Source organism: Amycolatopsis sp. NPDC006131 (assembly GCF_040614175.1).
In the GTDB taxonomy this organism is placed as follows: Bacteria; Actinomycetota; Actinomycetes; order Mycobacteriales; family Pseudonocardiaceae; genus Amycolatopsis_E; species Amycolatopsis_E tucumanensis.
Genome location: NZ_JBEXTX010000060.1, coordinates 1 through 26915, shown reverse-complemented (window position 1 = coordinate 26915; position 26915 = coordinate 1). Strand labels below are relative to the sequence as shown.

The 26915-nt window shown below is 71.8% G+C and carries 26 protein-coding genes and 1 pseudogene; 8 read left to right on the top strand and 19 right to left on the bottom strand.

Features of this window, described 5'->3' with window-relative positions; all coding sequences use genetic code 11:
* Window positions 1–453 carry a TetR/AcrR family transcriptional regulator gene (locus tag ABZ215_RS26900; protein WP_354952540.1) on the bottom strand — a complete coding sequence of 151 codons (453 nt, stop codon included), beginning with the start codon at window positions 451–453 and terminating at the stop codon, window positions 1–3.
* A gap of 166 nt (window positions 454–619) precedes the next feature.
* Between ABZ215_RS26900 and ABZ215_RS26895 the strand changes: the two genes are divergently transcribed.
* Window positions 620–1201, top strand: coding sequence for a DUF2867 domain-containing protein (locus ABZ215_RS26895; protein ID WP_354952538.1), 582 nt, complete (start codon window positions 620–622; stop codon window positions 1199–1201).
* Window positions 1186–1596, top strand: a complete 411-nt coding sequence (locus tag ABZ215_RS26890; RefSeq protein WP_354952536.1) for a DUF6463 family protein — start codon at window positions 1186–1188, stop codon at window positions 1594–1596. The genes ABZ215_RS26895 and ABZ215_RS26890 overlap by 16 nt, the downstream gene beginning before the upstream one ends.
* Here ABZ215_RS26890 and ABZ215_RS26885 read toward each other — a convergent pair.
* Window positions 1565–1924, bottom strand: coding sequence for an STAS domain-containing protein (locus ABZ215_RS26885; protein WP_020418892.1), 360 nt, complete (start codon window positions 1922–1924; stop codon window positions 1565–1567). The genes ABZ215_RS26890 and ABZ215_RS26885 overlap by 32 nt on opposite strands.
* A gap of 123 nt (window positions 1925–2047) precedes the next feature.
* Between ABZ215_RS26885 and mftD the strand changes: the two genes are divergently transcribed.
* Window positions 2048–3229, top strand: a complete 1182-nt coding sequence (gene mftD, locus ABZ215_RS26880; RefSeq protein WP_354952534.1) for a pre-mycofactocin synthase MftD — start codon at window positions 2048–2050, stop codon at window positions 3227–3229.
* Window positions 3230–3459: 230 nt separating this feature from the next.
* Window positions 3460–3657, top strand: coding sequence for a hypothetical protein (locus ABZ215_RS26875; RefSeq protein WP_237339113.1), 198 nt, complete (start codon window positions 3460–3462; stop codon window positions 3655–3657).
* Here the strand turns inward: ABZ215_RS26875 and ABZ215_RS26870 are convergent.
* Window positions 3654–5225, bottom strand: coding sequence for an SIR2 family protein (locus ABZ215_RS26870; protein WP_237339112.1), 1572 nt, complete (start codon window positions 5223–5225; stop codon window positions 3654–3656). The genes ABZ215_RS26875 and ABZ215_RS26870 overlap by 4 nt on opposite strands.
* Window positions 5226–5402: 177 nt before the next feature.
* Between ABZ215_RS26870 and ABZ215_RS26865 the strand changes: the two genes are divergently transcribed.
* Window positions 5403–7271, top strand: a complete 1869-nt coding sequence (locus ABZ215_RS26865) for an MFS transporter (RefSeq protein ID WP_354952532.1) — start codon at window positions 5403–5405, stop codon at window positions 7269–7271.
* On the opposite strand, the gene ABZ215_RS26860 is transcribed toward ABZ215_RS26865, so the two are convergent.
* Window positions 7261–8421 (bottom strand): MFS transporter, encoded by a 1161-nt coding sequence (locus ABZ215_RS26860; RefSeq protein ID WP_354952530.1) that lies wholly within the window; start codon window positions 8419–8421, stop codon window positions 7261–7263. The genes ABZ215_RS26865 and ABZ215_RS26860 overlap by 11 nt on opposite strands.
* 59 nt (window positions 8422–8480) lie before the next feature.
* Here ABZ215_RS26860 and ABZ215_RS26855 point away from each other — a divergent pair, with 59 nt between their 5' ends.
* The gene (locus tag ABZ215_RS26855; protein WP_020418888.1) at window positions 8481–8858 is read left to right on the top strand and encodes a MerR family transcriptional regulator; all 378 of its coding nucleotides are present in this window, start codon (window positions 8481–8483) and stop codon (window positions 8856–8858) included.
* On the opposite strand, the gene ABZ215_RS26850 is transcribed toward ABZ215_RS26855, so the two are convergent.
* Window positions 8840–9346, bottom strand: a complete 507-nt coding sequence (locus tag ABZ215_RS26850; protein ID WP_354952528.1) for a DinB family protein — start codon at window positions 9344–9346, stop codon at window positions 8840–8842. The two genes, ABZ215_RS26855 and ABZ215_RS26850, sit on opposite strands and share 19 nt — an antisense overlap.
* A gap of 63 nt (window positions 9347–9409) precedes the next feature.
* Between ABZ215_RS26850 and ABZ215_RS26845 the strand changes: the two genes are divergently transcribed.
* Complete coding sequence (locus ABZ215_RS26845) at window positions 9410–10285, top strand: NAD-dependent protein deacetylase (protein WP_354952526.1); 876 nt, start codon at window positions 9410–9412, stop codon at window positions 10283–10285.
* On the opposite strand, the gene ABZ215_RS26840 is transcribed toward ABZ215_RS26845, so the two are convergent.
* Window positions 10282–10896, bottom strand: coding sequence for a class I SAM-dependent methyltransferase (locus ABZ215_RS26840; RefSeq protein ID WP_027936003.1), 615 nt, complete (start codon window positions 10894–10896; stop codon window positions 10282–10284). The genes ABZ215_RS26845 and ABZ215_RS26840 overlap by 4 nt on opposite strands.
* Window positions 10897–10943: 47 nt before the next feature.
* On the opposite strand from ABZ215_RS26840, the gene ABZ215_RS26835 reads away from it, so the two are divergent.
* The gene (locus ABZ215_RS26835) at window positions 10944–11741 is read left to right on the top strand and encodes an IclR family transcriptional regulator C-terminal domain-containing protein (protein WP_020418884.1); all 798 of its coding nucleotides are present in this window, start codon (window positions 10944–10946) and stop codon (window positions 11739–11741) included.
* Between the two features lie 36 nt (window positions 11742–11777).
* Here the strand turns inward: ABZ215_RS26835 and ABZ215_RS26830 are convergent, their stop codons facing one another.
* From ABZ215_RS26830 to ABZ215_RS26770, 13 genes and pseudogenes are all read right to left on the bottom strand, one after another.
* A complete protein-coding gene (locus tag ABZ215_RS26830; protein ID WP_237339106.1) occupies window positions 11778–12152 on the bottom strand; it encodes a VOC family protein in 375 nt (124 codons plus the stop codon).
* A gap of 134 nt (window positions 12153–12286) precedes the next feature.
* A complete protein-coding gene (locus tag ABZ215_RS26825; protein ID WP_354952523.1) occupies window positions 12287–12646 on the bottom strand; it encodes a hypothetical protein in 360 nt (119 codons plus the stop codon).
* On the bottom strand, window positions 12643–13503 hold the full coding sequence (locus tag ABZ215_RS26820) for an extradiol ring-cleavage dioxygenase (RefSeq protein ID WP_020418881.1): 861 nt from the start codon (window positions 13501–13503) through the stop codon (window positions 12643–12645). The genes ABZ215_RS26825 and ABZ215_RS26820 overlap by 4 nt, the downstream gene beginning before the upstream one ends.
* Window positions 13496–14290 (bottom strand): citryl-CoA lyase, encoded by a 795-nt coding sequence (locus ABZ215_RS26815; protein WP_354952521.1) that lies wholly within the window; start codon window positions 14288–14290, stop codon window positions 13496–13498. The genes ABZ215_RS26820 and ABZ215_RS26815 overlap by 8 nt, the downstream gene beginning before the upstream one ends.
* A complete protein-coding gene (locus ABZ215_RS26810; RefSeq protein WP_354952571.1) occupies window positions 14283–15425 on the bottom strand; it encodes a CaiB/BaiF CoA-transferase family protein in 1143 nt (380 codons plus the stop codon). The genes ABZ215_RS26815 and ABZ215_RS26810 overlap by 8 nt, the downstream gene beginning before the upstream one ends.
* Before the next feature lie 5 nt (window positions 15426–15430).
* Window positions 15431–16870: an amidohydrolase family protein gene (locus ABZ215_RS26805; RefSeq protein ID WP_354952519.1), complete on the bottom strand. Its 1440-nt coding sequence runs from the start codon at window positions 16868–16870 to the stop codon at window positions 15431–15433.
* Window positions 16871–16873: 3 nt separating this feature from the next.
* A complete protein-coding gene (locus tag ABZ215_RS26800) occupies window positions 16874–17383 on the bottom strand; it encodes a DoxX family protein (RefSeq protein WP_354952517.1) in 510 nt (169 codons plus the stop codon).
* A gap of 179 nt (window positions 17384–17562) precedes the next feature.
* A pseudogene (locus tag ABZ215_RS26795) lies at window positions 17563–18229 on the bottom strand (restriction endonuclease); the annotation flags it as partial.
* A gap of 88 nt (window positions 18230–18317) precedes the next feature.
* Window positions 18318–19607 (bottom strand): NAD(P)/FAD-dependent oxidoreductase, encoded by a 1290-nt coding sequence (locus tag ABZ215_RS26790; protein ID WP_354952515.1) that lies wholly within the window; start codon window positions 19605–19607, stop codon window positions 18318–18320.
* Window positions 19608–19625: 18 nt separating this feature from the next.
* On the bottom strand, window positions 19626–20420 hold the full coding sequence (locus tag ABZ215_RS26785; RefSeq protein WP_354952513.1) for an SDR family oxidoreductase: 795 nt from the start codon (window positions 20418–20420) through the stop codon (window positions 19626–19628).
* A gap of 39 nt (window positions 20421–20459) precedes the next feature.
* Window positions 20460–20942, bottom strand: coding sequence for a DUF1203 domain-containing protein (locus tag ABZ215_RS26780; RefSeq protein WP_027936002.1), 483 nt, complete (start codon window positions 20940–20942; stop codon window positions 20460–20462).
* A gap of 54 nt (window positions 20943–20996) precedes the next feature.
* Window positions 20997–23441 (bottom strand): beta-L-arabinofuranosidase domain-containing protein, encoded by a 2445-nt coding sequence (locus ABZ215_RS26775; RefSeq protein ID WP_354952511.1) that lies wholly within the window; start codon window positions 23439–23441, stop codon window positions 20997–20999.
* Between the two features lie 216 nt (window positions 23442–23657).
* The gene (locus ABZ215_RS26770; protein ID WP_354952509.1) at window positions 23658–26564 is read right to left on the bottom strand and encodes a glycosyl hydrolase; all 2907 of its coding nucleotides are present in this window, start codon (window positions 26562–26564) and stop codon (window positions 23658–23660) included.
* Window positions 26565–26915: the final 351 nt, after the last annotated feature.

Genomic DNA, 26915 nt, shown 5'->3' with positions numbered 1-26915 from the left:
TCACCGCCGCAGGAGGTGTTCGCCCGCCAGGTGGATCGCCTCGCGCTTCGTGCGGCCCGGGTGGTCGGCGGCGATGAAGTGCCTGCCGATGGCGAGCGCGAACGCGAGCGTGCTACGCGCCTCGATCTCGTCCGGGTCGGTCAGGAAACTGCCGAACACCCCGCGCAGGAAGTCCATCCGCTCGTTGTCGATCCGCCGCAGCCGCTCGGCGACCGCGGCGTCGTGGCGGGCCCACGCGCGCACCGCCAGGTCGATCCGGTGCAGGTCCTCGCTGAAGCTCAGCTGCCCCACCCGCCGGAACTGCTCGACCACGTCCTCACCCGCCACCGCGGCGAGGATTTCCCCGGTGCACCGGCGTTCCCACTCGTCGAGCATCTCGGCCAGCAACGCGGGACGGCCGTCGAAGTGGCCGTAGAACCCGCCCTTCGTCACGCCGAGCCGGGCGGCCAGCACCTCGACGCGGACCGCGTCCGGCCCGCCCTCGGAAAGCGCTTCCAGGCCGGCCTCGATCCAGCGGGCACGGGTCGTGCGGGCGACGGCGGGAATCTGGCACCTCCAGTGTTTTCGTGTACGGTACCGTACAAATGAACCATACGGCACCGTACAAAAGAGGTGGCCCATGCCCCGACTGGCCGAATCCGCCCACACCGGGCACCCATGGCGGATCCACGAGTTCACCAGCGACTTCGCGGTCGAGGACGTGTGGTCGTTCCGCACCCCCGGCGCCGGCCCGGACGACTTCCCGGCGATGCTCGCCGCGATGCGCACCGCGGGCAGCCTCACGCACCAGCCGCGAGCGGTGCGGTTCCTGTTCGCCCTGCGCTGGCGGATCGGCGCGCTCCTGGGCTGGGACACGCCCGCCGCGGGAGTCGGCCGCCGCGTCGCCTCGCTGCGCGACCGCCTGCCCGCCGACCTCCGCGACGCCCCGCGCGGCCCGGACAGCGACGGGATGCCGCTCAAGGCGGTCTACGAGACGGGCACGGAAGCCGCGCGCGAGCTGGCGAACAAGACCGTCCACACGGTGATGCACCTCGCCTGGACCCGCGGCGGGAACGGCGACCACGAGCTGCGGATGGCGGTGCTCGTCAAGCCCAACGGCTGGTTCGGCCGGCTCTACCTGACCGTGATCGCGCCGTTCCGGTACCTCGTGGTCTACCCGGCGCTGACGCGGCAGTGGGAGCGCGCGTGGCTGGCTCGGTGACGCGCCTGCGCTGGGCGAGCGGGATCATGGTCGCCCTCGGCGCGGGGCACCTGGCCCTCATCGGAACCCTCGCCTGGACCGACTTCGCCGGCTGGGTGGACCGCGGGGTGTGGGCGGCCGTCCCGCTGCTGGACGAGACCCGGAACGGCCTCGCCTTCTGGGCCGGCCCCGGGAGTTTCGGCGTCCCGCTGATGCTCCTCGGTTGCCTGACCTGGCACCTGGCCGGCCGGGGGACACCGCCACCCGCCTGGCTAGGCTGGGCCGTCGCGGCCTGGTGCGCGGTCGGCGGGCTGCTGCTCGTGCCGTCGCCGTTCGTCGCCGGAGTCGTCGCGGGCGCGCTCATCGTCGCGGCGGCGCGCGACGTCACCCCTCAGCCAGGGCCTCCTCGCGCGTAGTGCAGAGCCGCACGATCGCGTCGGCCCCGGTGATCTCCAGCGGCCGCCGGGTGAAGCCCGATCCGACCACCACGTGCACCTTCCCCGGCGCCTCGGTGCCCGCGGCCAGCACGACCGCGATCCCCGCCGAGGCCAGGAAGCTCACCTCGCTCAGGTCGATCACCAGGCGCCGCGGGCACGCGCGCGCCGCGGGCAGGGCGACGGCCTCGAACGCGGGCGCCGTCAGGTGATCGAGTTCGCCTGCGACGCGCACCAGCGTCGCGCCGGGCAGGTGCTCCACGTGCACGTCCACGTGCGCGACGGGCTCGTTCGGCTGGAAGGAGGACACCGTTCGATCTAACCGCGACCGGCCGACCGCGCAAAGCCGGTCTTGCGTCCGGCGAACCCGTGTGGCCTAATATGGCATCAAGTGCCAAAATGGTGTCCCTCATCGGCGAGGCGGAGTGGCGAGATGTCCAACGGTTGGTTCGAGACGGTGGCCGAAGCTCAGCGGCGGGCCAGGAAACGGCTGCCGAAGTCGGTCTACGGCGCACTGGTGGCGGGTTCCGAACGCGGGATCACGGTCGACGACAACATCGCGGCGTTCGCCGAACTCGGCTTCGCCCCGCACGTCGCCGGGCTGTCCGACAAGCGCGAACTGGGCACCACCGTGATGGGCCAGCCGATCTCGCTGCCCGTCGTCATCTCCCCCACCGGCGTCCAAGCCGTGCACCCCGACGGCGAGGTGGCCGTCGCCCGCGCCGCGGCCGCGCGCGGCACCGCGATGGGCCTGAGCTCGTTCGCCAGCAAGTCCATCGAGGAGGTCGCGGCGGCCAACCCGCAGACCTTCTTCCAGATGTACTGGGTCGGCAGCCGGGACGTGCTCGTGCAGCGCATGGAGCGCGCCAGGGCCGCCGGCGCGGTCGGGCTGATCATGACGCTGGACTGGTCGTTCTCCACCGGCCGCGACTGGGGCAGCCCGGTCATCCCGGAGAAGCTGGACCTGAAGGCGATGATGCGGTTCGCGCCGGAAGGCATCACGCGGCCGAAGTGGCTGTGGGACTTCGCGAAGACACGCAGGCTGCCCGACCTGACCACCCCGAACCTGACCCCGCCCGGCGGCACGGCCCCGACGTTCTTCGGCGCCTACGGCGAGTGGATGCAGACGCCGCTGCCGACGTGGGAGGACGTCGCGTGGCTGCGGGAGCAGTGGGGCGGGCCGTTCATGCTCAAGGGCGTCATGCGGGTGGACGACGCCAAGCGGGCCGTGGACGCCGGCGTCACCGCGATCTCGGTGTCCAACCACGGCGGCAACAACCTCGACGGCACCCCGGCCCCGATCCGCGCGCTGCCCGCGATCGCGGACGCCGTGGGCGGCGACGTCGAGGTGCTGCTGGACGGCGGCATCCGGCGCGGCAGCGACGTCGTCAAGGCGATCGCCCTCGGCGCGAAGGCCGTGCTCATCGGGCGCGCGTACCTGTGGGGCCTGGCGGCCAACGGGCAGGCCGGGGTGGAGAACGTGCTGGACATCCTCCGCGGCGGCATCGACTCGGCCGTCCTGGGCCTCGGCAAGACGTCGATCCACGACCTCACCCGCGACGACGTGGTGATTCCGCCGGGCTTCGAGCGCGCCCTCGGCGTGCCGAAGAGCTGAGCCACCCCGGCGGCGGGCTTCGAGCGGACGAGCCCGCCGCCGGGGTTTCCAACGACGGCGGCCGGTAACGGAACGAGCGCGCCCGCGACTACCGGACGTACCCGTTCAGCCGCATCGCCCGGAGGAAACCCGGGCTTAGCCTGGATCCGCGACACACCGGTCGGCACTCGCGGTTCCGCGACGCGTTGCCGGTACTTTCACCGGACAGGGGAATCGAGGATGGATCACCGATGAGCTCTTCCATCGACAAGGGTTCCGACGCCGTCCGTGAGGTGCCGATCGCCGCTCCGGCCGACCGCGCCGAGTACCGGCGGTACCGCCTCGACCAAGTGCAACGGGAGCTCCCCCCGAACGCGGGCAAGGACCTCCGCAAGTGGATCAGCGACATCGAGAGCAAGCGGCTGGCGCAGGAACAGGGCGAGGGCTAACCGGCTTCCAGCCGTTCCCGGCCGGTGCCGGTCAGCAACCGGATCAGCGTGTTCATCCGCTCGTCGTCGTGCTCGTCGATGATCGAGCCCTGGCCCTGCACATTGGTCGAGAGAACGATGACCCCGGCCTGGAACTTCCGCGACTCCGACCCCACCCGGATCGGCACCGCCAGTGATTTCTTCCACCGGTCCCGCGGGCCGTTCGGCCCGGACTGCAGCTCGACGACGCCGTTGCAGAAGGCCCGAACGGCGAGGAACTCGCTGTCGACGTCGATCTCCTCGTTCCGCATCGTCTGGTGGTCGAGCCAGGTGCCGGTCGAGGACGCCCACAGCTGAAGTCCCCGGCAGTGCGACGAAGGCTTCCAGCGCACCCACAGTTCGAGCTTGAGCCGCTCCCTGGCCCCGATCATGACGGCCGCGGTCTTCTGTATCCGGTCCAGAGCGCGTTTGAGCTCGTTGTGATCCTTGCGCTGGGCGTTCACGGTCGGCTTACCGGAGGCGTTCGAGCGGTCGCCGATCCAGCGCTTCCACCAGTCGGCGAGCCGGATGCCGTACTGGGACAGCTGGTAGGCGGCGTCCTCGTGCCCGCCGCGGGCGCACTCACTGGCGATGGCGAGTTCCTTGACGAACTGCGGCGCCTGCGAGTAGAAGTCCGGCGCCACCACCTGGACGCGGAACAGTTCGCACCGGCGCCGCTGCGCGTAGATGAGGTCGTCGTAGGTCTGCGGGTGGTTGCCGTACGCCCCGGGCGAGCCCCGGTAGTTCTGGCGTGGGAAGAGCGCCCACCGCCGGTGTCCCGCCGCCTTCGTCTTCCACAGTGCCCGCATGAGCGGGGCGTCCTCCAGGCTGGATCCGAGGATCAGCAGATCGTTGCGCTCCAGCATGCCGGTGAGGACCGCGCTGCTGCCCGCCTCTGTCCGGAGGTAGTCCACCTCGTCGAGCACGATGTCCTCGGCCACCGCGGCGTTGCGCTCCGGCAGGATCACCCCGTGCAGGTGCACCACCGGCAGGACGCCGCGGATCTCCTCCAGGAGACGACTCACCGCCTGCTCGTCGAGCGCGTGGTCCAGTGGCAGCACACGTGACTGGACCAGTTCGGCCGTCGCGGAGTCGCTGCTCGCGTCGCGCAGGCCGTTTTCGAGGTACTGGTCGTAGTTGGTGGTCACGATGGCGACTTCGTGACCGGAGGCGAGCTTCTCCTTGCAGAACTGCCCGATCGCCGCGGTGTAGTCGCCGCCCCGCCAGCGCGCCTCCTGGTAGAGCGCCCGGCGCAGGAGGTTCGCGACCACCCGCGACGCCGCGTCCGGCTCGGCGCGCTGGAAGTACTCGTTGGCGATGGAAGCTTGTTTCGGCAGGTCGAAGGTCTCTGCGATGGCTGCACTCGGTTCGGACCGCTCTCCCAGCTCTCCGAACAGCAGCTTGACCATGCTGCTCCAGCTGTGGCCGCTCTCGGTGATCGTGACACCGGCGCCGACGTAGATCACCAGGTGTTCCGACGCGGCGATCTCCTCGATCAACCGGATGGTCCGGGGCTGGTGGAAGAACGGCTCGCGGCTTCGTCCGGGCATCCTGCCGTCGGGCTCCATCCGTGCACCTCCGCACACCTTTCCCGACGAGTCGCCCGCTTCTTGAACTGCGTTACACCGCGTCCGGACGCAGTGAGCTTCGGGACAACTCACTCGGCACCGGACGTTCCGGAAGGTACTTTCACAAGGCAACCATCCGTGCACGAACTCCGGAGCCGCATGTCCTCGTCTCCCGGCCGCCTCACGGCGGTTCTCGCGCTGGCCGGTGTCGTCGTCGCCGTCATGCAGACCCTCATGGTGCCGCTGCTGGCCGACCTGCCGTCGCTGCTGCACAGCGACAGCTCCGACACCGCCTGGGTCATCACGATCACCCTGCTCACCGGCGCGGTCGCCACCCCGGTGCTGGGCCGCCTCGGCGACATGTACGGCAAGCGCCGCATGATGCTCGTCGCGCTGTCGTCGCAGGTCGCGGGGTCCCTGGTGTGCGGCTTGACGACCGCGCTGCTGCCGATGATGATCGGCCGCGGGCTGCAGGGCTTCGCCATCGGCGCGATCCCGCTGGGCATCAGCATCATGCGCGACGAGCTGCCGCCGGAACGCCTCGGCGGCGCGGTCGGCCTGATGAGCTCGTCGCTGGGCATCGGCGGCGCCTTCGCGCTCCCGGTCGCCGCGCTGGTGGCCGAGCACTTCAACTGGCACATCCTGTTCCTCGGCGCGGCCGCGCTCGGGCTCGTCAGCCTGGTGCTGATCGTGCTCGTGGTGCCCGAGTCCGCGGTCCGCTCCCCCGGCCGCTTCGACCTGCCCGGCGCGATCGGGCTGTCCGCGGCGCTGGTGTGCCTGCTGCTGGCGATCTCCAAGGGCGGCGACTGGGGCTGGGGCAGCACCCGCACCCTCGGCTTCGGCGGCGCGGCGGTGGTGCTGTTCGTGGCGTGGGGGTTCCTGCAGCTGCGCACCGCCGAACCGCTGGTCGACCTGCGCACCACCGCCCGCAGGCCGGTCCTGCTCACCAACCTGACCTCGATCATGGTCGGCTTCGCCTTGTACGCGACGCAGCTGGTGCCGCCGCAGCTGCTGCAGCTGCCGTCCGCGACCGGCTACGGGCTCGGGCTGTCGATGGTCGTCGCCGGGTTGTGCGTCGCGCCGTCGGGGCTGCTGATGATGGCGATGTCCCCGCTCGCGGCCCGCCTGATCGCCGCCCGCGGCCCGAAGGTCTCGCTGCTGTGCGGCATCACGGTGCTCGGCGCCGGTTACGGGCTCGGGCTGACGCTGATGGGCGCCGGCTGGCAGATGGCGATCTTCTCGGCGATGGCGGGCGCGGGCGTCGGGCTCGCCTACGCCGCCATGCCCAGCCTGATCATGAGCGCGGTCCCGGCCACCGAGACCGCCGCGGCCAACGGCCTCAACACGCTGATGCGCTCGATCGGCACGTCGTCGTCGAGCGCCGTGGTCGGCATGGTGCTCGCCGGCATGACGATCGACTTCGGCGGCACCCCGGTGCCCAGCCTGGACGGGTTCCGCACGACGTTCCTGATCGGCTGCGCCGCCTGCGTGGTCGCGCTGCTCGTCGCGTTCTTCATCCCCAGCCGCGCGCGCCCGGCGGAGACCCTGCTGCTGGGCGTCGTGCGCTCGCCGCGCGGCGTGCTCGAAGGCGCGGTGGTGACCCTGATCGGCAAGGACGGGCAGCAGACCGGCACCACCGCGACCGACGCGAGCGGCCGGTACTCGTTGAACGTCCCGGACGGCGAGCACGTCCTGGTCTGCTCCGCGGCCGGCTTCCAGCCGGAGGCGGCGCCGGTGAGCGGTCCGGGCGAAGTGGACTTCACGCTCTCGGCCACCGGCGCCATCACCGGCACCGTCGGGGTGGGCGGCGCGCTGCTGATCGCCACCGACGAGCGCGGCGAGGTCTCGGGCAGCGTCACCTCCCGCGCAGACGGCTCGTTCCAGCTGCCCGGCCTGCTCCCCGGCCGCTACGCGCTCGCCGTGGCCAGGCACGGCTACCGGACCGCCGCCGTTCCGGTGCGGGTCGGCGACGGCCCGGTGCGCTGCGAGGTCGTCCTCGTCCGGGAGGACGCCACGGTCACGAACTAGCCGGGAAGCCGTGCCGCCGTGCGCCGAGCACGACGGCCAGCACCGGCACGAGCAGCACCAGCACGGTCCACGGGAACACGCCGGGCCCGAACGCGTCGAGCAGGACCCCGCCGACCACGCCGCCGCCCGCCATGGCCGCGTTCCACAACGTCACCAGCGCGGCCTGCGCGGGGTCCGCCGCCTCGCCGCCCGCCTTCCCGGCGGCTGTCTGCAGCAGCGTCGGCACCCCGCCCCAGCCCAGCCCCCACAGCGCGGCCCCGGCGTAGACGAGCACCGCGTTGCCGGACAGCACGGCCAGGATCACCGCGGCCACGGCGACCAGCAGCGTCGCGACGACGGTCAGCGCCCGCAGCTGCCGGTCGATGCGCGCGCCGACGATCGCGATGCTCAGCACCGACGCGACGCCGAACACCAGCAGCACCACGTCGATGCGGACGCCGTGCAGGAACGTGGCCAGGTAGGTGTAGAGGACGTTGTGGGCCAGCACGAAGACGAGCGTGACGACCAGGACCGGCGCGACGCCCGGGACGGCGACCGCGCGCCGCACCGGGATCCGGCCGCCGTCGCGCTGCCCCGGCTGGTCCGGCACGGCCGCGACGATCCAGGCGATCAGCACGACGGCGATCACCGACATCACGCCGAACGTCACGCGCCACCCGACGACCTCGCCGAGGAAGGTGCCCGCCGGGACGCCGAGCGACAACGCGAGCGGGATGCCGGCCATCACGACCGCGATCGCCTTGCCCTGCAGGTGTTCCGGCGCCAGCCGCCGCGCGTACCCCGCGAGCAGCGCCCACACCACGCCGGCCGCCACGCCTGCGGCGAACCGGCCGACCATGGTCAGCACGTAGGCGCCGGACACCGCGGTGACGGTGTTGGCGACGGCGAAGCCGGCCACCCCGGCGAGCAGCAGGCGCTTGCGGCGCCAGCCCGCGGTCGCCGCGGACAGCGGGATCGCCGCGAGCGCGGTGCCGATCGCGTAGATCGTGACGGCCTGCCCCATCGCGGACTCGCCGACGCGCAGGTCGGCGCTCATCGCGGGCAGCACGCCGGCGGGCAGGGCTTCGGTGAGGACGGTGATGAACGCCGCGGTCGTCAACGCGAGCAGGGACCGCAGCCGGAGTCTGGGAGGGGTCAGCACATCGATCACGGCGTTATGCTGAAACCATCACACAGATGTGAAGGTCAAACCGCTGTGAGGGGGACCACATGCGCATCGGGGAGCTGTCGGAACGCACCGAAACGCCCCGCCGCCTGCTGCGCTACTACGAGGAGCAGGGGCTCATCGTGTCCCGGCGCCTGCCCAACGGCTACCGCGACTACGACGAGTACAACGTCGACCGGGTGCTGCAGATCCGCGGCCTGCTCGACGCGGGCCTGCCCACGCGCATCATCAAGCAGATCCTGCCGTGCCTGGACAAGCCGCGCACGATCTACTTCCCCGACGCCACGCCGGAGATGCTGGCGACGCTGGAACGCGAGCGCGACCGGATGACGCGGCGCATCGACTGCCTCACCCGCAACCGGGACGCGATCAGCGAGTACCTGGACATCGTGCGGCAGGGCCTTCAGCCCGACGTGGCCTGAGCCGCCCGCAGCAGGCGCAGCTGCCCGATCTCGGCCGCGTTCTTCATCAGCTCCGCGTTCACCCAGGCGGCCTGGTGCGCCACCGTGAGCCCGGCCTCGGCCGGCCACGGGAAGGCGGCGGGGGCGTCCGGATCGGACAGTCGGTCGAGGACGCCGCCCCAGTCGGCGGCCAGCTCGCGCAGCCAGGCCACGGCGTTCTCGTCGCCGGGCCAGCCGACCGACTCGCGCTCGCGGGGCCGGCGGCCGTGCGCGTGGTCCAGCGTGACGCTCCACCACCAGCCGACGTGCCAGGCGATCCAGGCGATGGTGGGCACCGGCACCGGGTCCGGCTCGGCGTCCGCCCAGTCGATCGTCCAGCCGTCCCCGGCCTCACGGACGTGCCAGGTCAGCGGGCCCGGCTCCCAGCGGAAGTCCGCCGGGGTGAGGGCGCTCAGGTGGAGGTCGGCCAGCGACCAGGTCAGGTCGAACTGCCAGCGCAGGAGGGACACGGCCGGATGATCGCAGCGCCCGTGCCCGGCGGCCAACCGGATTTCCGCACGTACACTCGTGGGGTGCGGACGCGACCGACCCTGAGCTGGACGCCGGCCGGTGAGCCGCTGCCCCGGACGACCAGCCTGGACGAGGTGGTCCGCATCGCCGACGGGGGCGGCGTTGTCGTGCTGAGCGGCGCCGGGCTGTCGACCGAATCGGGGATCCCGGACTACCGGGGCGCGACCGGCAGCCTGCGGCGCCACACGCCGATGACGTACCAGGAGTTCGTGGCGGCCGAGCACGCGCGGCGCCGGTACTGGGCGCGCAGCCACCTCGGCTGGCGCACGATCGCGCGGGCGCGCCCCAACGACGGCCACCGCGCGGTGACGGCGCTGCGGGCCGCGGGCGTGGTCGGCGGCGTGATCACGCAGAACGTCGACGGCTTGCACCAGGCGGCGGGCACGCCGGACGCGGTCGAGTTGCACGGCAGCCTGGACCGGGTCGTGTGCCTGTCCTGTCGCACGTTGTCACCCCGCGAGGAGCTGGACCGCCGCCTGCGCGAGGCGAACCCGCACTTCACGGCGACCGCGACGCGCGTCAACCCGGACGGCGACGTGGAACTGGCCGACGACGACGTGCGGGGCTTCCGCGTCGTGCCGTGCACCGCCTGCGCGGGTGTGCTGAAGCCGGACGTGGTGTTCTTCGGCGAGAACGTCGAACCGTCCCGTGTGGACCGTTGCTTCCGGCTGGTGGACGAGGCGTCCGCGCTGCTGGTGCTCGGCTCGTCCCTGACGGTCATGTCCGGGCTGCGGTTCGTCCGCCGCGCGGCCGAGGCGGGCAAGCCGGTGGCGATCATCAACCAGGGCCCCACCCGCGGCGACAAGTACGCGGACGTGCGGGTGGACCTGCCGCTGGGCCGCGCGCTCACCGAGCTGGTCGCGCGCCTGGCTGTCTAGGGCGCGACGGCGACCCCGACCGACTGCGCGCCGAACGGCCGCGGCGCGCCGGCCTCGTAGAACACGTCGAGCTCCCGGATGGCGAACCCGGCCGCGGTCAGCAGATCCGCGACGGGGTTGGTGAGGCGGCAGCCGAACACCGCGCGCTGCAGCGGGTTCAGCCGGCGCTGCCACCGCCGGACGCCCGCGTCCGGCGCGAGCCCGTGCTCGGCGAAGTGCAGCGTGCCGCCGGGTTTGAGGACCCGCCGGATCTCCCGCACCGCGGCGGCGGGGTCCGGGATGGCGCACAGCGTCCAGGTCGTCAGCGCGGTGTCGCAGCTGTCCGCGGGCACCGGCAGCGACTGCCCGTCCAGGCCGGCGCGCTCGACCGGCACGGCGGACGCGGCCAGCCGTCCGCGCGCCAGCCGCCAGGCCGCGTCCGACGGCTCGATGGCGACGACCTCCGTGACCGCCGCCGGGTAGAAGGGCACGTTCAGGCCGGAGCCGAAGCCGATCTCCAGCACCCGGCCGCGCAGCCCGGCGCAGGTGCGTTCCCGGTGCGGGTGCGCCTGCGCGGCCCCGCAGGCAGCGTTGACGAGCCGTGGCCGGATGCGGTTCGCGTAGACGCCCATGGACGCCATTGTCCGCGACGCGGGGCCGTGGCGGCTAACCTGCTGGTATGCGTCGAGACGGCAATCCGGACTTCATCGAGGCCCTGGCCCGCGGCCTGGACGTCCTGTGCGCCTTCCGGCCCGGCCGCCCGGTGATGACGCTGTCCGAGGTCGCCACCGCGACCGGGCTGGCCCGCCCGACCGCGCGGCGCATCCTCATCACCCTCGAACAGCTCGGTTACGTGCGCGGCGGCGAGCGCGGCTTCTCGCTCACCCCGCGCGTGCTCGACCTCGGCATGGCCTACATCGGTTCGGCGAACCTGTGGGACCTCGCCCGCCCGCACCTGGAGGACCTGGTCGCCCGGACGAACGAGTCGTGCTCGATCGCGCAGCTCGACGGGTCCGACATCGTGTACGTGGCGCGGGTGGCGGTGCCGAAGCTGGTCGCGCTGGCCGTCACGATCGGCACGCGGTTCCCTGCCGTGCAGACGTCGCTGGGCAAGGTCCTGCTCGCCGCGCTGACGCCGGACGAGCTGGACCGGGTGCTGGCCGAGCCGAGCCGGTCCGGCGTCGAACCCCGCTGGCAGCCGGGCCGCGACGAGATCGACGCCCTGCTGCGCGACGTGCGCACGAAGGGCTGGGCGGCCACCGATCAGCAGCTGGCGCTGGGCATCCGCTCGGTGGCGGCGCCCATCCGCGACGGGGACGGCCGGGTGGTGGCCGCGGTCAACGTGAACGCGCACGCCGCCGAGACGACGATGGACACGCTGATCGGCCACCACCTGCCGCTGCTGCTGAAGACGGCGGGTGCGATCGGCTCCGACTGGGACGCCTGGCACGCCCGCCCCATCAAGACGGTTTCCTAGTCGACGTTCGCCGAGCAAGCCGCCACAGCACATCGACTACAGGTAGGGCCGCGTGATCAGCTCGATCGCGTGCCCCGCGGGGTCCTTGAAGTAGACCCCACGGCCGCCGTGCCCGTGGTTGATCTCGCCGGGCCGCGTGGTCTGCGGATCCGCCCAGTGCTCGATGCCCCGCTCGACGAGCCGCGCGTAGGCGCGGTCGAACAGCTCGTCGTCGACGAGGAAGGCGTAGTGCTGCATCTGGATATCGACCGGCGGTTCGGCGAACTGCAGCAGCACGCCCCCGTCGAGCATGACGTTGACGAACGGCCCCCACGACGGGGCCTCGGCGACTTCCAGCAGTTCACGGAAGAAGCGGGCCGACTCGTGGCGGTCCTTGGCGGCGATGATGGTGTGGTTGAAGGTGACGGTCAAGGAAGTCCTTTCGATCGGTTGGGTGGACAGCGCGGAAGCGGATGCTCCCGGCGGTCCACGCGCGCCGATCAGACCGTCACCGGATCGCCTTCCCGTGTGTGGCGCGAGGCCGTTCCGGTGATCACGTCGTCAGCCTACGTGCTGATGTCCGGATATGGCAACGAGAAGTGCGCCAGCCGCCGCGCGTACTCCTTCTGGAACTCCAGCGGCCCGTGGTCCCGCTCGAACATCCCGATGAACAGCGTCAGCGTCAGGAACGGGTGCGCGCCCAGCTCGAAGAGCTTGACGTAGTCGTGCCCGGCCAGCGCCGCGCGCTCCTCCTCCTCGAACGCCAGCCACGTCGAGGATTCCGCGCCCACGCAGTTCAGGATCCGGTTCGCCTGCGTCTCCTCCCACCACGCGACCGTCCCGGCCGGGTCCTCGCGGTAGCGCTCGACCAGCTCCGGGTCGCGGTCGACGGTGAACAGGAACTTGTCCAGCAGGTACTTGCTCACCGCGGACCTCCCGGGTACCAGGTGAAGTAGGCCTCCATCGTGTGGAACAGGTCGTAGGTGTCGACGTAGTCGACCCGCTGCCCCTCCCCCGCCACACCCATCATCAGCATGAAGTCCATGAACCCGTGGGTGGCGTTGCCGGGCAGGTGCAGGCTTTCCAGCGTGACCTCGCCCAGGCACTTCTCGATGTCGCCGTTGGCGATCCAGTCGACGGCCTTGCGGTCGAACTCCGGATCCGGCCCGTGCGGCCCGAACTGCCGCGGACCGCCCAGTTCGAGCGAGAGGTGCCCGGTGCCGATGACGGCGACCCGCTGGTCCGACGGCCACGACTCGATCAGCTGCCGGATCGTCCGTCCCAGTTGGACGAACCGCTTCGGCTGCGGCAGCGGCGGCGCGAAGATGTTGGTGTAGATCGGGACGATCGGCAGGTCGTTCTGCGGCCGCAGCGTGATGATCGGGCACGTGATCGAGTGGTCGATGCGCAGTTCGTTGGAGAACGCGAGGTCGAAACCGGCGTCGAGACCTTCCCGCAGCACGTACGCGGACAGGTCCTCCTGCCCCTTCAACAGCATCCGCGGCAGCCCGAACTCGCGTTCCTCGTTGTAGAAGTTCGCGTCGTAGAAGGGCGCCTTGCCGACCAGGAACTGCGGCATGTTGTCCAGCCACAGCTGGTGGAAGTGGTCCGAGCCGACCATCACGAGCACGTCCGGCCGGGCCCGGGTCAGGGTCTCGCGGAACGCCTCGACCTTGCGGACCCACTCGTCCGCGAAGTCCGGGCGGTCCGCGCCGGTGGCCGTGCTGGCCCGGTAGTAGAACGGGTGGTGCGTGGACGCGATCACCGCGACCAGTTCAGCCATGGTTGCCTCCTGCCGGTGGGACGGGCCGGTTGTTGAGGTCGACGGACAGGAAGATCTCGTTCGCGACGGGCGTGCGCAGTTCCTCGGCGAGCTGCCCGATGAGCCCCGCGGCGCGGGCCAGCAGGGCGAACCCACGCAGCAGTTCCAGCGGCAGCCCGAGGTCGGCCAGCGCCGCGCCGCACGCGCCGGCTCCGTTGAGCGGCAACGTCTTCCCCAGCACCTGCGGGTGCACGCGCCCAATGGCCTCGAACAACGCGAGGTGCGGCCCGAACTTGCCCTCCTCGCGGGCGATCTCGAACAGCCGCGGGGTGCGGGGATCGCCGTTCTTGTGTACGTGGTGGCCGAGCCCCGGGATGAACCGGCCCGCCGCACGCTCGGCCCGCACGATCTCCAGCGCCAGCTCGTCGTCGACCGGCCGGTCTGTTGTGGACAGTGCGTGGTGCAGGAACCGGCCGCAGTCCTCGGTCACGCCGAGGAACCGGGAGCCGCCGCCGAGCAGTCCGGCGGCCAGCGCGCCCTGGATCGAATCGGGCGCCGACAGATACGTCAGCCGCGTCACGATCGCGGTCGGGGTGAACCCGTGATCGGCCAGCGCGGCGAGCACGGCCTCGAACACCCGCGTCTCGCCCTTGCTGGGCCGCCGCTGGGTGGCCAGCCAGAACGCCAGCTCGCCGAAGCCGACCTCGCCCATCACGTCCCGCGCCAGGTCCTGGCCCAGCAACGTGATCTTCTCCAGCGACGACGCACCCAGTGCTGTGGGGTACTGGGCTGTCGGATACTCAGGCACCTTCCTCCTCCAGCCACTTGCGGATCTCCGCGCCGTGCTCGTCCAGCTCCGGCGGCGGCAGGCGGTAGGACACCGGCGTCCGCGAGAACCGGATCGGGTGCCGTGTCGTGGGGATGCCGCCGACCGTCACGACCGGGTCCAGCTCGAACCGCTCGGCCATCGCGAACCCGCCGTCGATGGTGTTGATCGGCCCGCACGGCACCCCGGCGTCCACCAGCAGGTCGAACCACTCCACCGCGCCCCGGTGCTTGAGCCGGTCCACGAGGATCGGCCGCAGCTCCTCGCGGTTGGCGGTGCGGTCGGCGTTGCGGGCGAACCTCTCGTCCTCCGCGATCTCCGGGATGCCCAGGACCTGGCAGAGCTTGACGAACTGGGCATCGTTGCCCGCGGCCACGATCAGGTCGTTGTCCGCCGTCGGCAGCGGTTCGTACGGGAACACGCTCGGGTGCGCGTTGCCCATCCGGTACGGCACGGTGCCGCCCGCCACGTACGCGGAACTGTGGTTGACCAGCCCGGTCAGCGCCGAGGACAACAGGTTCACCTCGACGTGCTGTCCCTTCCCGGTCGCCTCCCGGTGTCGCAACGCCGCCAGGATCCCGATCACCGCGTGGTTGCCCGCCATCACGTCGAACACCGAGATGCCCGCGCGGTACGGCGGCCCGTCCGGATCGCCGGTCAGCGACATCAGACCGGAGATCGCCTGCACCATCAGGTCGTAACCCGGCACGTCCCGGCCGGCGCCGGAGCCGAAGCCGCTGATCGAGGCGTAGACGATGCCCGGGTTGCCCTCCCGCACGGCCTCGAAGTCCAGGCCGTACTTGCCCAGCCCGCCCGGCTTGAAGTTCTCGATCAGCACGTCGGCCCGGCGCGCCAGCTCCCGCGCCACGCCGGCGTCGGCCGCGTCGCGGAGGTCCAGCGCGATCGACCGCTTGCCCCGGTTGATGCCGAGGTAATAAGTCGACACACCGTCGCGCACCGGCGGCATCCACGAGCGCGTGTCGTCCCCGGCCGGGCCCTCCACCTTGACCACGTCCGCGCCCAGGTCGGCGAGGAGCATGGTGGCGTACGGGCCCGCCAGGATCCGGGAGAAGTCCGCGATCAGGACACCCGAGAGCGGGCCGCTGTTCGGACTCATGTCCGTCATGCGTCCGCGTGCTGCACGGCGACGCCGTCGCCCGTGTAGTCCGTGTAGGTGTAGGGGTTGGGGATCACCTCGGTCGCCGGGATCTCCGGCTCGCGGGCCTGCTGCCACGCCTCCTCGCCCATGGTGGACCGCGCGTAGGACACGGTCGCCTCGACCGCGGCCCGTGCCCGGTCCAGGCCCGGGACGACGAGCTGGTGGTCGCGTTTGACGACGGTCCCGTTGACCAGCACGGTGTGCACGTCGCCGCGCCCGGCCTGGTAGACGACGTGCCCGTAGGGGTGCAGGAGCGGGAACATCACCGGCGAGCGGTCGTTCTTGACGAGCACCACGTCGGCCTTCTTGCCCGGGGTGAGCGAGCCGATCCGGTCGTCCAGGCCGAGGGCGCGGGCGCCGCCGATGGTGGCCCACTCGACGACGTCGCGGGCGCGGAGTTTGTTGTGCACCACGGTTTCGCCCGCCGCGTGGGCTTCGAGGTGCTCGCGCGACCGGTCCGCGGACAGGGTCGCGCGCATGGCGGAGAACAGGTCGCCGCTCCACCACACGCTGGTGTCCATCGACAGGGAGACGGGGATGCCGTGGCGGCGCAGCTGCCAGGTGGGCGGGTAGCCCTGGCCGGCGCTCTGCTCGCTCTCGGTGGAGACCGACGCGGTGCCGCCGGAGGCCGCGATGCGCTGGTAGGAGTCCTCGCTCAGGGTGGCCGCGTGCACGTAGGTGACGCCGGGCGTGCAGAAGCCGTTGTCCCACATGAGGCGGATGCCGTCGTCGCCGGTGGCGCCCCAGACGCCGGCGTGCGTGGTGACGCGCAGGTCGAGTTCGCGGGCGGCCTCGAAGGCGCCCTTCTCGGGGAACGCCGCGTCGCCGGTGACGTCGAAGGCCAGCTGCAGGCCGAGCATGTCGTCGCGGGAGGTGAAGTGGCGGTCGACGAACGCGCGGAACTCCTTGGAATTGGCCCATTCCCAGGGCGCGCCGAGGAGGTTGCCGTAGGCGAGGACGAAGCGGCCGGGCACCGCGCGCAGTGCCTCGACGGCGGCGTCCCCGTGTTCTGGGGTCTGCAGGCCGTGGGACCAGTCGACGGTGGTGGTGACGCCGGCGTCGAGTGCCTCGATGGCGGACAGCAGGTTGCCGGCGTGGATGTCCTCGGGGCGGAAGATCTTGCCCCAGTTCAGGTAGTAGAAGACGAAGTACTGGGACAGCGTCCAGTCGGCGCCGAGGCCGCGCAGGGCGGTCTGCCACATGTGCCGGTGGGTGTCGACCATGCCGGGCAGGAGGATGCCGCCTCGCGCGTCGACGACGGTTGTTCCGGGCGGTGCTTCCAGGTTGTGCCCGACCTGCTCGATGCGGTCGCCGCGGACGAGGAGGTCGCCGCCGTCGAGGTCGCCGATCGCCGGGTCCATGGACAGGATCGTGGCGTCGCGGAACAGTATGGGGCCGGTCATGGGTCACCTCGTGGTGGTCGTGGCCCGTGCGCGCAGCACGCGGGCGCGGGCGGTGAGGGGGACGGCGGCGGCGAGCAGCCCGAGCGCGAGCGCGCCGAGGCCCCACCACGGGCCGAAGTGCAGGTTCAGGGCGTGGTCCAGGGACCAGGCGCCGGGCCCGGTGAATGCGAGGACGAGGGCGAGCGCGCCGTAGCAGAAGGGCACCTCGCAGCCGCCCCGCTGCGCCCAGAAGCCGTTGGGAGCGGTGGCGACCGCGGCGACGGCCATGGTCCCGATGATCGCCGCGGCGCCGCCGGGGGTGAGCAGCCCCAGCGCGAAGCTCCCGGCGCCCGCGAGCTCGGCCAGTGCCGCGACGACGACGAGCCGGCGCCCCGGGACGAAGCCCCACTGTTCGAAGACCTGGGCGGTGCCCGCGCGGCCGGCGCCGTGGAACCAGCCCAGCAGCTTCTGCGTGCTGTGGCCGAACAGCAGCGCGGCGAGCAGGAGCCGCAGCAGCGCCAGACCGAGGTCCATCACCGCACCTCTTCACTTTCGGACCAGTGTCCGTCTGACGGACAGCTTGGTCCCGGGTGGCGCGGAAGTCAAGGGCGCGGGCGTCAACGGGTTGGAGGGCGTGCACATTCAGGCACACCGGCATACGCGCGGATGCGCGCAGCGGGGAACCGCCGCGGGGAGGTGCTTGCGAACCGCTCTCAGGCCTGCAGGGGAACCGGACTGGCGCCGGCGTCCGGCTCCACAACCGCCACAGGGCGGCCCAGATATCGGCGCACGGTCGTCCGCAGATGGTCCGCGTGCTGGTAGATGTCCTCGGACGATTCGATGGGAATGCGCGTCTCGACCTTGTTCTCGTCGAACACGCCGAGGTACTTCTGGCTGCGGTTGAACCAGAGCCGCGCGATGGGCTTGCGGTTGTTGTCGTCGAGCAGGACGCCTGCTCGTTGAGGAACTGCCGCATGGCCTTGTCGACCAACGGCACGAACTGGTCGCGGACCCGCTGAGTGAAGGAGCCGCCGTAGACCCGGGTGGTCAGGAAACGCACCCATTCGTCTTCCGGCTGTTTGAACTGAGCCGCCGACACGCGCTTCAACTGGCCGATGTACTTCGATTCACCGGCGCCAGCTTGGCGAGCTCCGGCAGGAGGGTCTCGTCGATGTCCGAGAAGTTCAGCACCAGGAAGGGCTTGGAGTCCATGCGGTTGGGCGCGTCGAGGTCGGTGTAGAACTCGTAGACCTCACCGTTGGTCAGGATGGCGATCCGCGCGTTCGTGACCGCGAAGTACCGGAAGAGCTGCGGTGCGTGCTCGATGCGCAAGGGATCGTTGATCTTCTTGACCTCGATGAGCACCTGGACCTGGCCATTGGCTTTCACCAGCACTTTGATGGTCCGGTTTGCCGGTGCCCGCAATCCCAGTCGACCGGGGCCGAGTCCAAGAGTCCGCAACGGACGGTCAACGCACCTGCGACGTCTCCAGCGGCACCTCGTCCGAGCGCACCAGCCCGAGCTGCACCGTCTGGCGGCCGATCGCCGCGTCGAGGGTCCAGTCCACCGCGGTCCGGATGCGGTTTCCCGGCATCGCCATCAGGTGGTAGCCGCGGGTCACCGCCTTCGCCGGCAGGCCCGACAGCGGGACGTGCAACGGGTTGGCCGCCGCCTGGGCGCCGCCCAGGTCGACCACGAAACCGAGGTCGTGGTGCTTGTACTGGCGCACCTCGCCGTACCCGAGGGTCGCCGCCACGTTGAGCCCGGCCAGCGTGCCCTGCCGCGTGGCGTGCTGGGCCGTCATCGCCGTCACCTCGCCCGGCCGGGTCAGGTCCGGCACCGCCGCGGCGTCCCCGCAGGCGAACACCTCCGGGTGGCCGGGCACGACCAGCGTGGGCTCGACGCAGAGCCGCCCCCGCTGGGTCGCGACACCCGCGGACTCCACCAGCGGGTCGGGGCGCACACCGACGCACCACGCGAGCGTCCGGGTGGGCACGAAATCGCCGGTAGTCAACAGCACGCCGTCGGTCGTCGCCTCCTTCACCGACGTCTCCGTCATGATCTCCACACCCCGCCGCCGCAGCACGCGGTCCGCGGCGCGCGACAGCCTGCGGTCCAGCTCGGGCAGCACCTTGGGCGCCAGGTCCAGCAGCAGCCACCGCATCCGCTGCCCGTCCAGCTCGCGGTGGTGCCGCGCGATGGCGCTGGTGAACAGCGGTCCCTGCGCGGCCACCTCGGTCCCGGTGTAACCGGCGCCGACCACGACGAACGTGCAGCGCGCGTCCCGCTCCGCCGGGTCGTCCGCCGCGGCCGCCAGCTCGACCTGCCGGATCACGTGATCACGCAGGAACAACGCCTCCGACACGCTGCGGAACCCGTGCGCGTGCTCGGCGATGCCGGGGATCGGCAGCAGCTTGTTGACGCTGCCGACCGCGATGATCAGGCGGTCGTACTCGAGCCCACGCGACGTGCCCTCCGGGTCCACGTACGTCAGCTTGCGGTCGTCCAGCGCCAGCGCCGTCACCTCGCCGAGCGCGAGCCGGATCCCGGGCAGCGCGGCGGGCAGCGACACGGTGACGCGCCGCGGGTCGATCACCGCCGCCGCGACCTCGGGCAGCAGCGGCAGGTACAGGAAGTAGTCGGTGCAGTTGACCAGCACGATCTCCGTGCCGGAATCCGGCGGGAGGGTCTTGAGCAGTGCACGGGCCGCCGAGAAGCCGGCGAAACCGCCGCCGACGATCACGATGCGCTTGGTCATGACGCCTCCCCCGTCCGGTCAGGGCACGATCGAATCCACGTATCCGCCGTCCACGCGCACTGCCGCCCCGGTCGTCGCCGACGCCTGCGGCGAGCTGAGGTAGACCACCATGTTCGCGATCTCCTCCGGCCCGATCAGGCGCTGCAGCAACGACTGCGGCCGGTGCACGCGCATGAACTCCTTCTGCGCCTCGTCCCACGGCAGGTCGCGGTCGACGAGCTGGTACACGAAGTCCTCCACGCCGCCGGTGTGCGTCGGCCCGGCGATCACGGCGTTCACGGTCACCCCGGTGCCCGCGGCGGCCTTCGCGAAACCGCGGGAAACGCCCAGCAGCGCCGTTTTCGACATGCCGTAGTGGATCATCTCGGCCGGGATGACGATCGCCGAGTCGCTCGCGATGTACTGGACGCGGCCCCAGCCCCGCTCGGTCATGCCGGGCAGATAGGCGCGGGTGAGCCGCACCGCGGCGAGCACGTTCACCTCGAAGTACCGGCGCCACTCGTCGTCGCTGATCTCCAGCGGATCGGCCGACCCGAAGATGCCCAAATTGTTGACCAGGATGTCGGCGCGCGGCAGCTGGTCCAGCGCGTCACGCGCGCCCTGCTCGCTCGCGATGTCGGTGACCACCGGCACCACCTGGGCGTCAGGCACCTCCGCGGTCAGCTGCTCGATCGCCTTCGTCACCTTGTCCGTGCTGCGGCCGTTGACGGCGACCCGGGCGCCGGCCCGCGCCAGCCCGAGCGCGATCGCTGCACCGATGCCCTGCGTCGAACCGGTGACCAGTGCCGTCTTCCCGCTCAGATCGAGACGCATGCAGCGATGGTATGGGCGGCGGGCCGGGGCCGCAGGGCTTCACCCGGCGGTCGCGGCGAACATGAAGCAGCCGTAAGCGACGTTGCGGCTGTGCACCTCGACCACCCCGGGCGCGGCCAGCACCTCGCCGAGCGCGGCGACCGGGTCGGTGCCGTCGTGCACCGTCGTCGCGGGGTGGATCCAGCCGCGGTGGTCGTACGCGCGCAGCACCTGCGGCCGGCCCAGCCACTCCCGCGGGTACTCGTCCGTGCGCGCGGGCCCGCCGCAATCCCTGGCGTGCACGAACACGGCGCCGATCTCGCGGTAGGGGCTCGCTTTCCCGGGCAGCCGCGGCTCGTACCCGAACAGCAGGCAGCGTTCACCCGTCCTGGCGTCGCGAAGGCAGCACCGCAGCGGTTCCCCGCCGTCGGCGTAGATTCGCTCGACCGGGCGACCCGACACGTCGAGTCCGCCGGCGCGCACGCAGTTCAGCTCGCCGGGGTCGATCGGGTGGACCCGGAACCGGACAGCAGCAGTGGTCATGGCACCAGCCTGGCCGCACGGGAACGGCCAGGCTGGCGGTTTTCCGACGTCGCGTCAGCTCGCCGCGGCCACCTCCCGGATCTCGGCGGCGGTCAGCTCGCGGCCGTACAGGCGGAAGTCCGCGACCGCGCCGTCCAGGTAGGGGTGTTTGACGTTCTGCGAGCGGCCCAGGTAGTTCAGCTGCGTCGCGCCGAGCAGCAGCGGGCTCATGCGGGGCGCCGGGTTCTCCCCGGTCAGCTCGCCGTCGAAGTACAGCCGGATCCGCTCGCCCAGCGTCACCGCGACGTGCGTCCACACCCCGGCGGTCAAGGGCACCGCGGCGTCTGCAAAGTCCTCGCCCTCCATGCCGGCCAGCTTCATCGCGAAGCGGGCCCGACCGAGGCCGGTGCGCGGCGTGAGGAAGGCGTAGGACTGGGCGTTGAACCCGAGGTCGAAAACGCGCGTGGAGTTCACGATGGTGTCGGCCCGCACCCACATCGCGATCGTCGCCGCGGTGAGGTTCGCCAGCAGCCCGGACGGCAGCCGCACGTGCGCACCGGCGCCGTCGAGCTCCACGCCGCGATCGCCGAACACCGCGCCGCCGGCGAGCTCCGCGTCCGGCCACCGGCCGGTGCTCTCGCGCGCGTCGCGCAGCGGGAACACGGCGACCGTCCGCGGCGCGGGACGCGACGGCGGCAGCGCGAAGTACACGCTGTAATGCTCGTGGTGCACGTCCGGGAACGGGCTCAGCCGCAGTCGCCGGTCCCCGGCCTGCACGCTGAACTCCGCCCGCCCCGGCTCGCGCCGCAGCGACCGCGGGTCGACCGTGGGGATCACCGCGGGCACGGAGTCGCCGTGGCGGGCGGCGAGCACCAGCGGGCCGTAGGTGAGGGCGTGCACGGCCGGGTTGTCCGGCGCCGGCCGCCATTGAACGGTCATCGGCAGCCGCAGCTCCACCACGTCACCGTCGCGCCACCGCCGCCGCACCACGGCGAACCGGCCGGGCTCGGCGCGCACCGCCTCGCCATTGACGAACAGCTTCGCGTGCGTCGCCCAGGACGGGATCCGCACCCGCAGCGCGAAAGCACCGGCACCGGAAACGTGCAGCCGCACGGTTTCGTCGTAGGGGTACTCGGTCTCCAGCCGGATCCGGACACCGCCGTAGTCCACTTCGGACGGTATGAACTGGTTGACCCACAGTCCGTCGTCGGCGGCGTAGTAGATGTTCTCGGCGTACTTCACGTGCGTCTCCAGGCCGGTGCCGTGGTCGCAGGTGAAGTTGCGGTAGTCACTGGAGTACGTGCCGGGGTCCGACACCACGCCTTCCTTGCCCTTGCGCTGCGCGCCGGGGACGAGGCCGGTGTAGTAGGTGACGAACCCGTGCGCGGAGTCCGGGTCCTGCTCCCCCAGCATCTGGTTGAGCAGGGTCCACTCCGAGTAGTCCAGGTAGTCGGTGCGCGACGGATCCCGCAGGAACAGCAGACGGCTCAGCTTGAGCATGTTGTAGCTGTTGCAGTTCTCGCAGGTGTTCTCGCCGAGCTGGCTGACGATCTGGTCCGGCGGGCCGAAGAACTCGGCGTTGGCGTTGCCGCCGATGACGTAGGTGTGGTGGTGCACGACCTGGTCCCAGAAGTAGGTCGCGATCGTGCGGTAGTACTCCTCCCCGGTGGCGTCCCATTCGACCGCGGCGCCGACGATCTTGGCGATGTCGGTGTTGGCGTGCCGCCCGGCGAGCGTGTCCCGCCGCTGGGACAGCGGCACGAAGATCTCGTCGTGGTCGAACAGCTTCGCCGTCTCCAGGTGCTGCCGGTCGCCGGTGATGAGGGCGAGGCTAGCCAGGGTCTCGTTCATGCCGCCGAACTCGGTGTGCAGCACCTTCTGCTGCGCCTCGCGCGTCAGGTTCACCATGCGGGCGCGGGCCCACCGCGCCATGCCGAGCAGCACGTCGAGCGCCTGCCGGTTGCCGAGCAGGCGGTACTGGTCGAGCAGCCCGGCCATGATCTTGTGGATCGTGTAGTAGGGCGCCCACACCACCTTGCCCGCTTCGAGATCGGCGAAGGCCCGCTCGGGGAAGGCCGAGAGGTAGCCCTCGGTGAACCCGGCTGCGGGCGCGGCAGCCTGGCATTCGGCCAACACGGCGACGATGCTCGCGCCCTTGGCGGCCAGCTCGGTGTCGCCGGTGTTGGCGGCCGCCAGCGCGAGACCGGACAGCAGGTGGCCGGTGGTGTGGCCGCGCAGCTGGATGTCGGGCGCCTCCCAGCCGCCGCAGGGTTCGGCCGTGCTGGGCAGGCCCGCGGTGACCCGGAACATGTGCAGCAGCCGGTCGGCGTCGACGAACCGCAGGTACGCGACGGTCCGCTCCATGTTCTGCCGGTAGCGCGAGTCGAGCAGGCGGACGCGGCCGAGTTCGAGCGGGCGCGGCCGGGCGGTGTCCGCGACCGCGGTGGCCGGTGGCAGCGCCGCGACCAGCCCCGCCGCCGCAACCAGCCCGAAGACACCGCGCCGGGTGAAGGCCGTCATCGGATGTCCTCCCCGGGATACGGCACCAGCCGGGCGGTGTGCGCGGCCGCGGCGGCGGAGGGCAGCCCCGCAACCAGCCCGAACACACCACGCCGGGTGAACACGGTCATCGGATCTCCTCCCCGGGATACGGCACCAGCCAGGCGATGTCCGCGACCACCGTGGCGGGTGACAGCGCGGCAACCAGCCCGAACACACCACGCCGGGTGAACCCCGTCATCGGATTTCCTCCTGGCGGTACGGCACGAGCCGGGCGGGCCCGACCAGCCCGTAGGCCTGGCGGGTGGCGATGCCGAACACCGCGGGATTGCTCACGCGCAGCCGGTTGAGCAGCGTCGTGGCGACCTCGACCTCGATGCTGTTGCGGCCGGGGCGCAACCACGGCCCGACGTCCACCACCGGGTCGAGCACGTCGGCCGGCGGCAGGGCGCGGCCGTTGACCTTGACGCGGTAGGTGTCGAACACCTCGCCGAGTTCGAGGTAGGCGCCGAGGCCGGGACGCCACGAGCCCAGGTCCACCGTCGTGCGGTAGCGGCCGACGCCGGAGACGTCCTGCAGTTCCGGGATCGCCGTCCACGGGGCCAGGGCGGTCAGGCTGAGCCGGTGCGTCGTCTTGACCGTCTCGGTGGGCGTCGCGCCGGGGTGCCAGTCCTCGACCTCGAGGTCCCACGCGGTGAGCGGCACGGGCGCGGGCACCGCGTCCACGGTGGTGCGGACGACACGACCGGTGGACAACGTGGTCGAGTAGGCGCCGGCCGCGGTGGCGCGCAGGACCAGCTTGCCGCCGTCGAACCGGACGTCGCCGTCGGAGGCGGTGGCGTGCGGGGCGCCGCCCGGGCCGAAGCCGACCAGCATCGACTGCCCCGGGTTGAGCGCGACCCGCACGCGCACCCGGTCTCCGGCGCGCTCGAAGCGGCCGATGCGCTCGACGCGCCCCGTCCACGCGTCGAGCAGGTACGGCACCGCCGAGCGGTCGCGGGAGGTGAGCCAGACGTCCTGGTCCACGGCGGTGATCCGGCGGTTCTCGGCATGCCGGGCGTTGGCGACGTAGTAGTAGTCCACGCCGTCCTCGACCCGGTGCACGGTCATGATCGTCGACCGGTCGTACTCGACGTCGCGGGTCACGCCGAGGTCGGCGAGCGCGCCGGGAATGCCGTTGGCGTCCGCGGCCACCCGCACCCGCGGCAGGGCGGCGAGCTGGGCCAGCAGGGTCCGGAGCTGGTCGTTCTCGCCGGGCAGGGCGATGCCGGCCGCGTGCACGTCGGTCCAGCTGCCGACCACCACGATCGGCAGGTCGGCGCGGGCGAGGTCGAGCAACCGCCGCGCGGCGTGCACGGACAGGGTGTGTTCCTTGTTGCGGAAGATGTCGCCGTCGAGGACCAGCGCCTTGTACGCGGGACCGTCGGGGGCGAGGCGGCCGTCGCGCACGACCGCGCTGGGCAGGTCGAGCATCGCCTCGCTGAGGAAGCCGTGGGTCCAGCCGACGGGGATGCCGTCGTTGGTCGCCCACGGCGCGCCGATGCCGGTGGACGTCCAGCCCTTCTGCCGGAAGAACGCGATGTCGGTCTTCTGCACACCGGCGCGCAGCACCAGTTGCGTGCGGGCGAACCAGCCCGCGATGTCGGGGACGTGGCCCCACGTCGGCTGGCGGGGCCCCCACGCCTCGGCGTAGCCGATGCCATTGCCGTTGTACGGCGAGAACGCCGCGAAGCCCGGCCACGCCGCGCCGGGCGCGGACGCGTAGGAGAACCCGTGCAGGACGGCCTGGTTGACGCCACCGGCGAAGACGCTGCCCATGGTCTGCAGCACCTTGTCCCAGGTGGTGCTGTAGGCGCCGTTGGCGTAGGCGGCGGACTCGCAGGACAGCAGCTGCCGCCCGCCCATGTCGCGGCCGGAGGCGAGCACGCGGTAGTCGTCGAGGTTCTTGAAGCCCAGCGACTCGCTCTCCGGCACGTCGAGCAGCGCGGCGCTGCGGATCGCGTCGGTGGGCAGGCCGTAGGGCTGCACGCGCAGGGTCATGCCGAGGCTGTGCGCGAAGTCGCGCAGCGGGAGCAGGTGGTTGTCGTGGTAGAGGTCGGAGAGGACCTGGTTGTGGTCGTCGCGGACGTGGTTGGTCGTCTCGGCGTCGAAGGTGAACGGGTACTTCTCGTTGCGCTGCACGATGACCGGCAGGTACGGCAGCAGGTCGTAGCCGGCGCGGCGGCGGAACTCGGCGAGGTGATCGGGCGTCCAGGGGGTCGCCTCGGTCTCGATCTCCAGCGAGTCCTCGAACAGGTCGCCGCCGGTCTCGCGGAGCAGGCGGCGGATGGCCGGGGTGAGGATGACCGAGTTCCACACGTCGATCACGGCCTGCACGCCGGCGCGGCTGAAGTGGTCGACGACGTAGGACGCCGGCTCGGTGTGCGGGCCGGCTTCCGGTTGCTGCGCGGAGCCCCGCAACCAGTAGGCGATGACGGCCCAGGTGCCCTCGGGCGCGGTCCAGGTCTCGCCGTCGCCGAGGGTGCGGACGGTCGCGGGGTCGAGGGTGACGGTGGCGGCCGTGGTGGATCCGATGACCTTGGCGACCTGGACGGCGAGGAGGCCCTGCTTGTGCACGCCCTCCTCGGGCGGCTCGACGGCGGCCGGCGGCGGTCCGGAGTAGACGGTGCCGCCCTGCGCGTAGGTCACGCCGTGGGCGAGTTCCTTGCAGGCGGCGGGGTCGTCGGGGGTGATTGTGGGGACGGCGGTCGGCCAGCACGGGCCGAGCGCCAGATCGACGCGCAGGTGGCGGTCCTTGGCGCGGCGCAGGGCGGTCTCCACGGCGGCGAGCCAGGCCGGGGTGCCCCAGCCGTGGCCGGCGGGGTCGAGGTCCGCGCGGGCGCTGTGGTGCACGTCCTGGATCTCGACGCCGCCGAAACCGGCGTCGGCGATCTGGTCGACCTCGCGGGCGATCTCGCGCAGATCGACCAGGCCGTGCGGCCACCACCAGCGGAACTTGGCGGCGGTGTCGGTGCCGGGAGTGGCGAAGCGCTGCGCGAAGGGTCTGCCGGGCGCGGCCAGCGCGGGCGGGATGGAAGGAAGCGCCGCGGCGAGCCCGAAGGCGGCGCTGGCGCCGAGGAAGGTGCGGCGGGTGAGTCTGGTCATGGGAAACTCCGGGGGTTGGGGATCGAAGGAGGCGCCGGTGCCGCCCCCGGCCGAGGGCGGCACCGGTTCAGTGGATCGAGCCGGTCAGCGGCCCTGGTCGAGGCGCGCGGTCACCACGGCCTGCGGCCGCAGCACCAAGGGGCCGGCCAGGCCAGGCGACAGGATCGTGTTCTCGCCAGGCTTCAACGGTGTGGCGTCCACTGGGTAAAGGTGCAGCGGTTGAGTACGGTCATTGGGGAGACTCCGGGGATGGGGATGCTGCGGGATGGCCGCAGCGTGCGGGAACTGGACACGGCGAACACCACCGAAGCGGAGCTGCTGGCGTTCTCGATGGGCGAGGGGGCCGTCGAG

Coding starts and splice junctions, on each gene's coding strand:
- ABZ215_RS26790 (WP_354952515.1), bottom strand. CDS start 19,607: ATGACCAAGCGCATCGTGATCGTCGGCGGCGGTTTCGCCGGCTTCTCG.
- ABZ215_RS26855 (WP_020418888.1), top strand. CDS start 8,481: ATGCGCATCGGGGAGCTGTCGGAACGCACCGAAACGCCCCGCCGCCTG.
- ABZ215_RS26835 (WP_020418884.1), top strand. CDS start 10,944: ATGCGTCGAGACGGCAATCCGGACTTCATCGAGGCCCTGGCCCGCGGC.
- ABZ215_RS26875 (WP_237339113.1), top strand. CDS start 3,460: ATGAGCTCTTCCATCGACAAGGGTTCCGACGCCGTCCGTGAGGTGCCG.
- ABZ215_RS26800 (WP_354952517.1), bottom strand. CDS start 17,383: ATGGACCTCGGTCTGGCGCTGCTGCGGCTCCTGCTCGCCGCGCTGCTG.
- ABZ215_RS26865 (WP_354952532.1), top strand. CDS start 5,403: ATGTCCTCGTCTCCCGGCCGCCTCACGGCGGTTCTCGCGCTGGCCGGT.
- ABZ215_RS26810 (WP_354952571.1), bottom strand. CDS start 15,425: ATGAGTCCGAACAGCGGCCCGCTCTCGGGTGTCCTGATCGCGGACTTC.
- ABZ215_RS26785 (WP_354952513.1), bottom strand. CDS start 20,420: ATGCGTCTCGATCTGAGCGGGAAGACGGCACTGGTCACCGGTTCGACG.
- ABZ215_RS26775 (WP_354952511.1), bottom strand. CDS start 23,441: ATGACGGCCTTCACCCGGCGCGGTGTCTTCGGGCTGGTTGCGGCGGCG.
- ABZ215_RS26805 (WP_354952519.1), bottom strand. CDS start 16,870: ATGACCGGCCCCATACTGTTCCGCGACGCCACGATCCTGTCCATGGAC.
- ABZ215_RS26770 (WP_354952509.1), bottom strand. CDS start 26,564: ATGACCAGACTCACCCGCCGCACCTTCCTCGGCGCCAGCGCCGCCTTC.
- ABZ215_RS26820 (WP_020418881.1), bottom strand. CDS start 13,503: ATGGCTGAACTGGTCGCGGTGATCGCGTCCACGCACCACCCGTTCTAC.
- ABZ215_RS26780 (WP_027936002.1), bottom strand. CDS start 20,942: ATGACCACTGCTGCTGTCCGGTTCCGGGTCCACCCGATCGACCCCGGC.
- ABZ215_RS26870 (WP_237339112.1), bottom strand. CDS start 5,225: ATGCCCGGACGAAGCCGCGAGCCGTTCTTCCACCAGCCCCGGACCATC.
- ABZ215_RS26895 (WP_354952538.1), top strand. CDS start 620: ATGCCCCGACTGGCCGAATCCGCCCACACCGGGCACCCATGGCGGATC.
- mftD (WP_354952534.1), top strand. CDS start 2,048: ATGTCCAACGGTTGGTTCGAGACGGTGGCCGAAGCTCAGCGGCGGGCC.
- ABZ215_RS26840 (WP_027936003.1), bottom strand. CDS start 10,896: ATGGGCGTCTACGCGAACCGCATCCGGCCACGGCTCGTCAACGCTGCC.